General features: G+C 44.1%; 12 protein-coding genes and 1 tRNA gene. 6 read left to right on the forward strand and 7 right to left on the reverse strand.

Features of this window, described 5'->3' with window-relative positions:
• Positions 1-39 precede the first annotated feature (39 nt).
• A complete protein-coding gene (locus ABD846_RS03530) occupies positions 40-558 on the forward strand; it encodes an acyl-CoA thioesterase (protein ID WP_344822729.1) in 519 nt (172 codons plus the stop codon).
• A gap of 3 nt (positions 559-561) precedes the next feature.
• Positions 562-966, forward strand: a complete 405-nt coding sequence (locus ABD846_RS03535) for an RNA-binding S4 domain-containing protein (RefSeq protein ID WP_344822731.1) — start codon at positions 562-564, stop codon at positions 964-966.
• Here ABD846_RS03535 and ABD846_RS03540 read toward each other — a convergent pair.
• The 5 genes from ABD846_RS03540 to ABD846_RS03560 form a co-directional block, all read right to left on the reverse strand.
• Positions 963-2,033, reverse strand: a complete 1,071-nt coding sequence (locus tag ABD846_RS03540; protein WP_344822733.1) for a WD40/YVTN/BNR-like repeat-containing protein — start codon at positions 2,031-2,033, stop codon at positions 963-965. The two genes, ABD846_RS03535 and ABD846_RS03540, sit on opposite strands and share 4 nt — an antisense overlap.
• Positions 2,034-2,096: 63 nt before the next feature.
• On the reverse strand, positions 2,097-3,833 hold the full coding sequence (locus tag ABD846_RS03545; RefSeq protein ID WP_344822734.1) for a DUF4836 family protein: 1,737 nt from the start codon (positions 3,831-3,833) through the stop codon (positions 2,097-2,099).
• 43 nt (positions 3,834-3,876) lie between these two features.
• Positions 3,877-4,302: a DUF3127 domain-containing protein gene (locus tag ABD846_RS03550; RefSeq protein WP_344822736.1), complete on the reverse strand. Its 426-nt coding sequence runs from the start codon at positions 4,300-4,302 to the stop codon at positions 3,877-3,879.
• Between the two features lie 112 nt (positions 4,303-4,414).
• A tRNA-His gene (locus ABD846_RS03555) sits at positions 4,415-4,488 on the reverse strand.
• A 105-nt stretch (positions 4,489-4,593) separates the two neighbouring features.
• Positions 4,594-4,761 (reverse strand): hypothetical protein, encoded by a 168-nt coding sequence (locus ABD846_RS03560; RefSeq protein ID WP_344822738.1) that lies wholly within the window; start codon positions 4,759-4,761, stop codon positions 4,594-4,596.
• Positions 4,762-4,908: 147 nt separating this feature from the next.
• Here ABD846_RS03560 and ABD846_RS03565 point away from each other — a divergent pair, with 147 nt between their 5' ends.
• Positions 4,909-5,610: an outer membrane beta-barrel protein gene (locus ABD846_RS03565; protein ID WP_344822740.1), complete on the forward strand. Its 702-nt coding sequence runs from the start codon at positions 4,909-4,911 to the stop codon at positions 5,608-5,610.
• Between the two features lie 83 nt (positions 5,611-5,693).
• Here ABD846_RS03565 and ftsH read toward each other — a convergent pair whose 3' ends face one another.
• Positions 5,694-7,706, reverse strand: a complete 2,013-nt coding sequence (ftsH, locus tag ABD846_RS03570) for an ATP-dependent zinc metalloprotease FtsH (RefSeq protein ID WP_344822741.1) — start codon at positions 7,704-7,706, stop codon at positions 5,694-5,696.
• Between the two features lie 49 nt (positions 7,707-7,755).
• The gene (gene rsfS, locus ABD846_RS03575; RefSeq protein WP_344822743.1) at positions 7,756-8,175 is read right to left on the reverse strand and encodes a ribosome silencing factor; all 420 of its coding nucleotides are present in this window, start codon (positions 8,173-8,175) and stop codon (positions 7,756-7,758) included.
• A 70-nt stretch (positions 8,176-8,245) separates the two neighbouring features.
• Between rsfS and ABD846_RS03580 the strand changes: the two genes are divergently transcribed.
• The 3 genes from ABD846_RS03580 to ABD846_RS03590 all read left to right on the forward strand — a co-directional run bounded on the left by ABD846_RS03580 (position 8,246) and on the right by ABD846_RS03590 (position 12,440).
• Positions 8,246-9,007 (forward strand): biotin--[acetyl-CoA-carboxylase] ligase, encoded by a 762-nt coding sequence (locus tag ABD846_RS03580; protein WP_344822744.1) that lies wholly within the window; start codon positions 8,246-8,248, stop codon positions 9,005-9,007.
• Between the two features lie 220 nt (positions 9,008-9,227).
• On the forward strand, positions 9,228-10,925 hold the full coding sequence (locus tag ABD846_RS03585; RefSeq protein ID WP_344822746.1) for an LIC_10190 family membrane protein: 1,698 nt from the start codon (positions 9,228-9,230) through the stop codon (positions 10,923-10,925).
• A gap of 252 nt (positions 10,926-11,177) precedes the next feature.
• On the forward strand, positions 11,178-12,440 hold the full coding sequence (locus ABD846_RS03590) for a c-type cytochrome (protein WP_344822747.1): 1,263 nt from the start codon (positions 11,178-11,180) through the stop codon (positions 12,438-12,440).
• Positions 12,441-12,453: the final 13 nt, after the last annotated feature.

The following is a 12,453-nucleotide window of genomic DNA, read 5'->3' on the forward strand; positions in this document are numbered from 1 at the left end:
ACCTTACTTTTGCATTCTCAAAACGAGCTACCTACTTATATGAGTGAAACTAAATTTGCGCGGGAAACAGCGAATGTAATGACCGAACTGGTATTGCCCAATGATACCAATACGCTTGGAAACCTGATGGGAGGCCGTTTGATGCACTGGATGGATATCGCTGCAGCTATCGCTGCGATGCGTCTCTGCAACAAGCCGGTGGTCACTGCATCTGTAGACAATGTCTCCTTTGCAAGACCGATAAAACTCGGTAACATCTTATCTATAGAAACCAAGGTGACGAGGTCTTTCAATTCATCAATGGAGGTATACCTGAAAGTCTCCGGTGAAGATCTGCAGGAGAAGACCAAATATGTGTCGAATGAAGCTTACCTGACTTTTGTAGCCTTGAACCCCGATGGTAAGCCGACAAAAGTTCCTGAAGTAATTCCGGAAACCGAAGAGGAAAAGGAAAGATACAACGGTGCCCTCCGTCGTCGTCAGCTGCGGCTCATCCTTGGTGGAAAAATGAAAGTCGACGAAGCTGTGGAATTGCGTGCGCTGTTCATTAAAGATTAAAATATGGCGGAGAAACTAAGACTCGATAAATATTTATGGTCGATCCGCATCTTTAAGACCCGGACGCTTGCTGCTGCGGCAATCGATTCCGGTAAAGTGCGTACTGCGGACGGACAGGCTGTAAAGGCTTCCCGTACGGTTGGTATCGGAGATAAATATGAGATAAGGACGCCGGCGAGAAAGTGGATTATAGAAGTAAGCGGGTTGCTGGCAAACCGTGCAGCATACGATGTGGCGGTGCAACATTACATCGATCTCACTCCGGAAGAGGATAAAGTAACCGAGAAGCCGCTCAGCTCGAGCTTCTTCACGGGTAAGCGCTTAAGCAAAACAGGTCGCCCGACTAAAAAACAGCGGCGCGACCTGAATGATTTGCTTGGAGGGGAGGATACTCCTCAAATGGACTAGTATACCAGACGGTAATCTCCCGGTTTTACTTTTATCCAGGTTCTTCCCTTGTCCTCGCTTCTGTAAATACCGGTATTGGTAGCGATAAATACATAGCTTCTGGAAACGCCGTTTTTGTAGATATTCTCTTTTACGGCAATGGAATAAGCTATTGTTTTAACGTCAAGCCCGCTGTTTGAGGCATTGAACTGCGTATTGTCACCGTAAAGGTAGATACCGTTGCTGGTAGCAAGCATTACTTTGTCAAATGCCGCTTTAGTGTCGTAAATAATGATATCGTTAGGTACGCCTGCATACTTTTTAAAAGTAGTACCGTTATCCGTACTGTACCATACACCCTGGCGACTGCCATAGTCTGCAGCTATCACTGTGTTGCCGATGTGGGAAACGTAGAAACTGTCTCCTCCCATTCCTATAGCCGGATCCGGGAAAAGATTCGTGGTCACCTGTGCCCATTCAGCATCTTTTTTGTCTTTTTTGTACAAACGTGCCCTGTTTGAATAGCGACTACCAGAAGTGCTGTATCCAAATAAGGTTCCGTTGTCGAGCTCCGTGAACGAAGTAAAGAAAGATGCTGTATCGCCTCCTTTTTTCCAAAGGGTATCAGACATGAAATACCTGTCGTTCCCGTTATTGTCGGTAAACACAAGATTCGTTGCGTAATTCGAAAAATAAGTCGGCAGATAAATGCGGTTATCGGTCTTTGTGTTAATCAGAAAATGTGGCCAGTAAACAGAACTGGACATTTTATATTTATCCACCGGGAATGGCGTAAAAGATAAGCCTCCGTTCATGCTTACGAAAAACAGACTGTCTTTCACCATAATGACGTTTGATTTGGAGGTGGCTAACGCACGCAAAGGACGGCCGTCGCCGGGAAGCATGCTCGTGAAAACTTCTCCATCATTCGTTTTTACAATTCCGCCGATCGCATCGCTGGCATATAAAGCATAAGGAACCTGTAATACGTTATTATTGTCGATACCATTTTCCTTCTTGCAACTTTGCACCGTAGCAGACAAAATTGCTGCTGCGGCAATTGCGCCGAAGAACTTTAAGCTTTTCATTATGATAAATTTTCGTACAAGTTAACAACAAAATTTTTCAAATCAAAATATGGCAATAATATGCTATTCGGCAAGTTCTGCCTCCATTGCCTCCTGACGCTGTCTTACTTCCTGCATCAGAATCCGGGCCTCTTCATCGCGGATCACCTGCGCTTCCTGCATAGCTTTGCCAAAGTCAAGCAATTGTAATATGCTGCTTTCGTTCTTATTCACGAGATTGATACTCATCTGATACTTAAACCCGTCTCCCTCAAGCTTTCCGCCGTTAAAAACGATATTGTCAAACGTTTTGATCGACGCGGCATACACCATCGAATCGGGCTTCGTGGCGGCCAGCATGCCCTCACTTCTTTTAGCCCAGCTGCTGAAATCGAAGAACATCCCGAACGGGTGTTTCAATACATACTCTTTGATCTTCAGGGAAGGCTGACTGCTGTATTGTCCATCCGCAAACGATTGTGCCACTCTGGATTTGTTGGAGAAAGAAGCATATCCGTTACGGATAACAATTGCGGCGCTGTCGCTCGTGCCGGATTTCAGCTTATACACATCAGCCCCCGCACTTTCAATCAGCTGCATGGCAACCGCAAGGTTTACGATCTTTTCAAAAGCCTGTTTGTTATTGATCTTCAGTGCAAACAGAAAATCCATGTCGGTTTTATAACTATTGAATGCAGAACTCGCATCAGTGCTGTCGAAAAGAATGGTTTCTTTTGTCTGGCGGTAGTTGTTCATAGAAAATACCATATCGCCGGAAATAGCACTCAGGATTTCCTCAACGCTTAAATTCTGCTCCTTCAGGAAGCCGTTGGCCATACCCAGCATGCCCATCTTTTCAATGGTTTTGAGCGTTCCTTCGGGAGACATATGATAGCCGAACACGTAATCCAGGTTTTCTTTCGGAATACGCTTTACCAGATCTTCATCCACATCTTTGTTGCTGTACTGCTTATTCAGTTCTTTGAATTCATCAGAACTGTACATCATCATTTCCGTAAGCACTCTCCCTTTTTCAAAATTGGTTGCTGCAGAAAATGCCGAATTACGCCACATATTGTTAGACAATGAAATGCCGCCGGTTACAGCTCCGAGATTTTTCGCACCGTAATTGCTCATAACCGCGTCGATATTTACCCAGAAACCAAGATCATGCTTGTGTTTTTCGAACTGTGCGAAACGTTTATCCGAAAGCAGGGAGTTGTCCGAGCTCACAGAAAAAGCAGACTCCAGGTAAGCAGCCATTCTCGTTTCATTATCGGTAGTTTGCGGAGCACTTCCGTCGTCAGGAATGAACGAACCGGTCTCCTGTAACGAAACGAGTATCATAAGGCTATTGGTCCATCCGGCATAAATATGCTCATCCAGTTTTGCCTCTTTACGTTTGTCATTGTCTTTGATGATTGTGCCGGGGAAACTCTTTTTAATAAAGCTTTCCCATTTCATGGCATCTTTAAGCGGTACGAGCGCTATAAAGCATGCTTCCTGCGTATTGCTGCCATTGTTATTGAGGTATGCATAAAATGTGTTCAGCTCGTCTACGCCGGCTTCCTGCATGTTTTTGATAAATTCAGACTGACGGATGGAGTCTGCTTTGTTTTTTTTGCCGCGAAGCTTTTCCCAGAGGCTGTTATTCGTGATCATACTCCAGGCTATCTTTTTGGATAACTCTTTGGTATTGATCTCAGCTACCATCAGCGCATTCTTCGGAATGTACTTGGCATGTTCGGGAGTGCTGTGGCATCCGCTGGCAACGACAATAAATGCCAGCAGCAGGCAAAGTAGACGCAATCTAATATTCATCAGTTTCTAAGCTTAAATACAAAAATTCAGGGGAAAGTGTCGATTAGAACGGCAGGTCGTCTGCCACACCGCTGTTACCACCGGGGAAACTGTTGAAGTTTCCGGAAGCGCCGGAAGACGGAGCTCCGCCGTATTGCTGTTGTTGCGGAGCGGCATTATAGCTGCTGCTGTCGCCCTGGGTAGCACGCTCGATTCTCCATGCATCAAGACTGGTGATGTAGTTTACGCGGCCATCTTTCTCCCATTTGTTTCCGCGGATGTTGAAGCTTACTTTCAACATATCGCCCACATTATAACTATCCAGCATGTCGCAGCGATTCTGTACAGCCTGCATTTTTGCAAAGTTGGGATAGGAGTTTCCATTAATTTCTTCTGTGATATCCAGAACAAACTCACGTTTTTTGAAACGCTCAGATACCTGTTGTGTAGGATATTTTTCAATCAATCTTCCGGTTACTTCGAGTGCCATTTTTATTCAATATTTAGGTGTTAAAAAATTAATTCTGTCAAAGATAATAAAGACCTGTAAAAAGTCCTGAATAGAAAAACCCCCCGACTTAAGCCGGGGGGCGAATAAGAAGGGAGATAAATGGGTCTCGAACCCACGACCTCCAGTGCCACAAACTGGCGCTCTAACCAACTGAGCTACTACCTCCGTATTTCTTTGGGCAGCAAAGGTAACTGCTTTTTCCGAAAAACCTAAATTTGTTTTGTTTTTAGCAGAAATTTTTACCCCTCAAAACTGGTAGCAGCCTTGTTTTTACCAGCCACGATAATGATGATAGTGATGAGGGTAATGACGATGATGATAGCCGCGGTTGTAATAGCCCCTTCCGCGCGCCGGATAATAACCCACATAACAGGAACTGAGTAATGTCGATAAGGTTACAAGCAATAAGGTAACCATCAGTATGCTTCTCTTTTTCATAAAAAACGATTTTTGGTTATGACCTTCCGGTAAGATAAAAGTTTAATAGAATAATTTACGAAACACTTTTTTCACTACGCCAAATGAAGGGTTTTTTTAACGTTTCGTCCGCTGATTGCCGCTATCTTTGCACGCACAATGAAGCATATGAATAAAACCCTTGTATTGCTGGGTGCAGCTTTGCTCGGAGGCTTGAACGCCGGTGCGCAAACCACCGCAAAGGAGCCGGAAGAAAAGAAAAGTACGGTGGAAAAGCCCTCGCGCGATTTCGTAATGATTAAAATTACCACTGGCGGATGGGCAGATAAGCCAGATAGTGTCAGTACCAAAAATCTGGGAAGAGGGTTTGCCATTTCACTGATGTATGATTTCCCGATCAAGAAATCAAATTTCAGCTTTGCGGCGGGTCTTGGAATAAATGCTCAGAACGTGTATCTCGACGGACAAAATATCAACTTCAAGGATACCGGCTCACAATCCATATTTTTTGCAAGTTCTGCGTACAAGCGCTATAAGCTCACCACCACAAGATTGGAAATGCCGCTGGAGCTTCGCTTTTTCGGGAATAATAAAAACCGCAATGTCGGCTTCAAGGCTGCCGTCGGTGCAAATATTGGTCTCACAATAGGATCCCATACCAAAGGGGTCTCCGGAAGCGGAGGCAGCAAATACAGCGATAAAGTGGTAACCCGTCGTTTTATCCAGCAGTGGGATTTCGCTCCTACCATGCGTATCGGATATGGCAACTTCAGCGTTTACGGAAGCTACAGCCTTACACCGTTGTTTAAAGAAAATGCAGGCCCTCAGGTGGTGCAGTATTCTATAGGTATTTGTCTTACAGGACTCTAAAAAATAATAATCCGACAAAAAGAGAGACCACTCAATGAGTGGTCTCTCTTTTTATGTGTTTGGTCTGTTTATCAACTGGCCGGCTAGACCGCCGTGTCGGGCTCTGTAGCCGGACCTTTGGGTAAATCTGCAGCTGCTTCAGCGGCATAAGAAAGGAGATCTCCGGAGTCGTCACCGTACGGACGCTTTCCGATCAGACTTTCCAGATCATCTTTAAACAGCACTTCTTTCTTCAGCAGTTCTTCGGCAATCAGTTTCACGTCTTCCAGTCTTTCAGTAAGCAACTGCTTCACGCGGCTGTATGAATGATCGATCAGCAAACGTACTTCGCTGTCTATCAGTTTGCCGGTTTCTTCGCTGTAAGGTTTCTGAAAACTGTTTTCGTTATTAGGATCGTAGAAAGATATGTTACCGATCTTGTCATTCATACCATATACACTTACCATGGCATAAGCGATACGGGTTACGCTTTGCAGATCGCTGAGCGCTCCGGTAGAAACTTTCTTAAACATGATCTCTTCGATTGCGCGACCGCCCAGCGCCATGCAGATCTGGTCCTCCAGTTCTTCGCGCAGCGTGAGGTATTTCTCTTTAGGAAGGTATTGTGCGTAACCTAAAGCAGCGTCTCCGCGCGGTACAATGGTAACTTTCACCAATGGATGAGCGTGTTCCAGATACCAGCCGGAAACCGCATGGCCAGCCTCATGGTAAGCAATTACTTTTTTCTCTTCCGGAGAAATGATTTTGTTTTTCTTTTCCAGTCCTCCTATGATACGATCAATCGCATCATTGAAGTCCTGCATGTCTACTTCATTTTTGCCGTTACGTGCTGCAATCAGAGCGGCTTCGTTACATACGTTGGCGATGTCCGCACCGGCAAAACCCGGAGTCTGAAGCGCAAGCTTATGGATGTCGAGATTTTTTGATTTTTTAATCGGCGCGAGATGCACTTCAAAAATTTTCTCTCTGCCTTTTACATCCGGAATGTCGATCGAGATCTGGCGGTCGAAACGGCCCGGGCGTAACAAAGCGGCATCCAGTACATCGGGGCGGTTCGTTGCGGCAAGTACGATAATTCCGCTTTCACCGCTGAAGCCATCCATTTCAACGAGCATCTGGTTCAACGTGTTTTCACGTTCATCGTTGCTCATCATCATATTTTTTCCGCGTGCACGGCCTATAGCATCAATTTCGTCAATGAAGACAATACAAGGTGCTTTTTCACGGGCCTGTTTGAACAGATCTCTTACACGGCTTGCTCCCACTCCCACAAACATCTCTACAAAGTCTGATCCGGACATAGAAAAGAAAGGCACCTGCGCTTCTCCGGCAACAGCTTTTGCAAGCAGTGTTTTACCCGTTCCGGGAGGGCCGACGAGCAACGCACCTTTCGGTATTTTACCCCCAAGCGCCGTGTACTTCTTCGGGTTTTTAAGGAAGTCGACGATCTCCATTATTTCCACTTTCGCTTCGTCCAGACCGGCAACATCATTGAAGGTTATATTCACTTTCGTTCCTTTTTCGAACAATTGCGCTTTGGATTTTCCGATATTGAAAATACCACCGCCGCCGCCGCCGTTTACGCCGCCGCCCAGTTTGCGCATTGCCATAAAAGACATTGCGACGAGGATAATTACCGGTAGTAAAATGCCGGACAGCTCACGCATGTAGCTTCCGCGACTTTCGTACATGATCGGAACTCTCTTCAGAGAAGGATTGGTGGTATAGGCAGCCTCCAGGTCCTTATTGAATTGTTCTACAGAGCCTATGCGAAACGAATAGAGCAGCTCCCGTCCGCTGTTGAGCTGACTCATGGGATTGCTGGCGTCCGCCGGGGTGGTGCCGACGAGTTTTGCTTCAGCCACTTCGTTGTTTACGATAGTGATCTTTTCCACGTTTCCTTTACTCAGGTAATTGTTCTGAAAATCAAGGAAACTGTGTGTGTCGACGGTACTGCTGAAGTTATTGGAGAACATCGTCATACCGACAAGTACGAGCATGATGATGCCGAAAATCCAATATATATTGAATTTCGGGCCTCTGTTCGGCGTGTTTTTACCGTCGGTGTTTTTGTTGAATTGACTGTTTTCTTGCATTGGATTTGGCTGTTTCAGCCCGATGATCGTTTAATTAAAAATTGTTTACTCAGGAGATTTCCGCGTGTACCGCATCTGCCCAAAGTCCCTCAATATCGTAAAACTTACGCTGCTCCCGGTCGAAGATATGAATAACGATGTTCACATAATCAAGAAGTGTCCAATGTTGCCCGTATTGGGTATGATACGGCTTTTCGCCGCATTGCTCGTTCACCTCTTTTTCTATGTTGGCCGCTATGGCACTTATCTGTGTATTGGAATTAGCCTCGCACACGATAAAATAGTCCGATACTGCTTCCTCGATCTTACGCAGATCCAGGCTCACAATATGTTCTCCTTTTTTATCCTCAATCGCCTTCAGAACGGTTTTATAAATTTTACTGTTGGTATTGAGCCTTGGCAGGCGTTTAGATGCTGATTTGCTATCTGTTGTCGCTTTCTCGAGCGTCTCAGTTTTATTGGAATTCAAGATTGGAAGCAGTTTATGTAAATCGAAAGATCGGAAATTGTACTTTTAACCATCAAAATTAAAAAAAACTTTGTCATCAAACGTTAAAGATGTGCTAGACGCGCCCGTCATCCGCTTAGACTCTGTAGATAGTACCAACAATTATGCCGCAGGCTTAATAGATGCCGATAAGGCATATCATGGTCTTACTATTCTCGCAAATTGTCAAACACAGGGTAAAGGTCAGCGGGGCAATATATGGAAGGACCGTCCCGGAGAGTCCGTTTTAATGAGTATTGTTTTAGAGCCCTCTCGCCCCGTAGACCGTCAGTTTGAGCTTTCAGCGCTGGTAGCCGTGGCGGTAGCGGAAGTTTTACGCGATATATTATCTTATTCTGATATTTTTATTAAATACCCCAACGACATCATTATTAATGACAAAAAGGCAGCCGGCATACTTATTGAGAACGTATTGCGTGGCGCTTTGTGGACTCATGCCATAGCGGGTATAGGTATCAATGTGTACCAAAGATCCTTTCCTCCGGAATTGCCTCATGCCGGTTCTCTGATGAGTGAATTGGGTTTGCCGGAGTCTGTCGGCCTGGCAGATATAGCGCAGCATATCAGGGCTAGGCTACTCTATAAATTACGTCATACCCCTGCTGACGAGGCGCTGAAGGTTTATAACCAATATTTGTACAAGAGAGGCCAACTGCAGCTTATCAGTTTAGGCGGTGCTTTGACGGAGGTACAGATTGTATCCTGCGCTTCTGATGGCCGACTCAAAGTCCGTTTACCGGATGGAACGGACAGGGACCTGGTGCATGGTAGTTTTGAGTGGATATGGCAGTAGGGTTTTATTAGATAAAGGCCTGCTCATCAACTGTAGTTGAAGGTAGCGATGATTGCTTTAAGTCTGTTGCTTTTCGGGAAACGTGGAGCTTAACGATCCGGGGGTGGACAGAACTCGGCATCAGTTATTTCCGAAAAAGGCCTTGGCTGTTTCAGCCCGATGTGTTTGAAATTTAATGTTTTAGATAATTTTATATACCTTTCACTTTTAATGCTGTTTTATGATTTTGATCCTGTTGCAATGGATAATTTTCTTTTTGGGTAGCGTTTCTCTGGCATTGCTTGCAGATAAGTATCTGTTAAGAATTCACATTAAGGATGTTGTTTATTTGTTTTTAACGGGTGTTTTCATACAGACATTTATTGCTGCAATTCTCAATTTCTGCTGTCCTCTATATCCCGGTTTTTGGCTGTCAATTACAGTAATATCAATAGCCTGGGCAATTTTTAATGGCAGTTTAAAGAAGTGGAAGAATGAATTACCGCAGTTTATAAACAGGTATAGTCTGGTGTTCTGGTGCTTCTGCCTTCTGTTTGTCCTGTTTGTGTCCAGTTTAAAATCAATTGCAGACGATGATGGCGCCTACCATATGCCTTTCATCAAATGGATGCAACATTACCGGCTTACTACAGGTCTGGGCAATCTACACGATCGCTTTGCATTTAATTCTAATTTCCACTTACTAACAGCTTATTTCAATACTTCGGAGTGGCTGCATTACGCGACTAATAAAATAAACGGACTATTTTATATCGTATTCTTATATAGGTTTCTGGTCGATTTCGAACGTGCAAAAAACCTGACCCATAAATGGATTTATGCCCTTTTGATCATTTTTATCCATTGGCCACACTTTTATTTTATTTATCATGTTAATGCTCCCTCGCCTGACTATATTGTTTTTTTGCTGACATTGTTTTTTCTGTCAGAACTTTTGGTTGAGGGCAAAAGTCCCAGGGAACAAACCCTTTTGGCCTTCATTCCTATCTATTTGGTAACGGTCAAAATTTCATCATTTCCTCTGGTACTTTTTGCGTTGCTTTTCCTTTATCGGCAACTGAAGGCAAAAGAGTATAAAACCGTTTTTTCGTTTTCCCTGTTGAGTATTTTAATGATCGGTCTTTGGCTGGTCAGGAATTTCGTTATGTCGGGCTACCTGGTGTATCCGATTGACTTTACCGTATATAAAGCAGACTGGCAGATTCCTCATGATATTTTACTGCGACAGGCAGAGGTCATAAAAAACCTGGGATTTAAGCTATATAGTCCGGACGCAGTGTATGTCAACGACTTAGGATTTTTTGATAAGTATCTTATCTGGTTTAAAAATAACCTGAGAATTCACGAAAAGCTTGCTGTGGTGATGGGTGTCTGCTCTATTATGTTTGCCATTCTTAACTTCCGAAAGCTGATATTACCTAATATTACTTTTGCACTTATCGCAAGTTTTGGCTTTGCATTCTGGATATTAGCCGTTGCTGATCCCCGATTCGGGTATGCATGGATTTTTGCGTGGATTTCTTTGTCAGGCAGCTTTTTATTAAGTCGTTTCTTTATTAAAGAGTCTTTGTTTTTTGCATTAATCGTATCTGTATCGCTGTTATTGCAGGCAGCCACACTGATATTATATTTTCATATTCGTGATATAAAATTTAAAAATGGTGTCGAATATCTGGATATCAATAGAGGTACGGGTATCAGCAATATTATTTATCCGGAAAAAACCTGGGTTAGCCCGTATCAAAAGCAGGTAATAGGAGGGTATGAGTTTTATGAATATCCTTATTCTCAATCGTTTCAGTGGGATGGGCCGCTTCCTAATACTGACAAAATATACAAAGGCTTAGAACTCCGGGGCAAAACAATCGATGATGGATTCAGAATCAGGCGAACTATTGGAGAACGCCAGGTGAGATAACTTTATTATCCGGCCATGAAATTGTTTCAAAACAGCTATTGTCACACCAGTGACATTTCACTGCACTATTGCGGCTGACAATGAAATGACAAATAGAAATAAAAATATTCCAAAACGGAGCTGAAAGCCGCACCAGTACTGAGAAATATTTTTTTGGAAATGTGTATAAATTCTCAAGTTTGTATTGTACTTTTGCTCCGTTTTCGTGTAAAAGAATGTTAATTCTAATCTTTTAAGGTGCCAGATAAATTTATGCTTTTGATTCAAAAAATTACGAAAAGTGCCTTGTCACTGTTTGTAATCCTCTTACTCAGCCAGTTTTCAGCATTTGCTGCTCCCGATGGTCAAGCTTTATTTAAGGCGAATTGCGCCAGCTGTCACAACCCTTTGAAAGACGCTACGGGTCCGGCTCTGCAGGGTGTGGACAAACGTGTTCCGAGCAAAGAGTGGTTGCACAAATGGGTACACAATTCTGCAGGAGTGATCGCCAGTGGCGATAAGTACGCGAACGACCTGTACAACAAGTGGGGTAAAACTGCTATGACTGCATTTCCTAATCTGAGCGATGAGGAAATCGATGCAGTGGTAACTTACGTAAACAGTGTAAAAGCTCCTGCTGCCGCTGCGAAGAAAGAAGATACTGCTGCTTCTAAAGAAGACGGCGGAAGCTGGTTATACCCGATCATTACCCTGGCACTGCTGGGTCTCGCAATCATTTTGTGGAGAGTAAACAAAAGTCTCCGCCGTGTGGTGAATACCGCTGAAGGTCTGCCTGTTAAAAAAGAAATTCCTTTCTACCGTCATAAAGTGATCATCGCGATCATCGCTATTGTTGTATTCATCTTCTGTGGTTTCTTCATAGTAAACGGTGGTATCAATATGGGGCGCCAGCAGAACTACATGCCGGAACAACCTATTTTCTATTCGCATAAAGTGCATGCGGGCATTAACCAGATCAACTGTCTGTATTGTCACGCCGGTGCTGAAAAAAGCCGTCAGGCGATGGTTCCTTCTTCAAACGTTTGTATGAACTGTCACAAAGGTATCTCTGAATATACAGGTGCTGCAGATCATCCGCTGGTGAACCATGAAGGCAAAACGATCGACGGAACTGCAGAGATCCAAAAACTGTATACATATGCTGGTTGGGATCCTGTTAAGAAAGAGTACAAACGTGATGCAGCAGGAAACATCCTGGCTAAGCCGATTGAGTGGGTGAAAATCCACAACCTGGCAGATCACGTTTACTTCAATCACTCTCAACATACCAAAGTAGGTCAGATCCAGTGTCAGCGTTGTCACGGTCCGATCGAGGAAATGGATGAAGTATATCAGTTCGCACCACTGTCTATGGGCTGGTGTGTAAACTGTCACCGTCAGACTAACGTACAGTTCGAAAGCAACAACTACTACAGCCTGTATCAGAAATACCACGCAGAACTGAAAGAAGGAAAGCGCACAGGTGTAACAGTTGAAGACATCGGCGGTCTGGAGTGTCAGAAATGTCACTACTAGCAGCACGGTAACA

Origin of the sequence: Rurimicrobium arvi (genome assembly GCF_039540495.1) — a bacterium.
In the GTDB taxonomy this organism is placed as follows: domain Bacteria; phylum Bacteroidota; class Bacteroidia; order Chitinophagales; family Chitinophagaceae; genus Rurimicrobium; species Rurimicrobium arvi.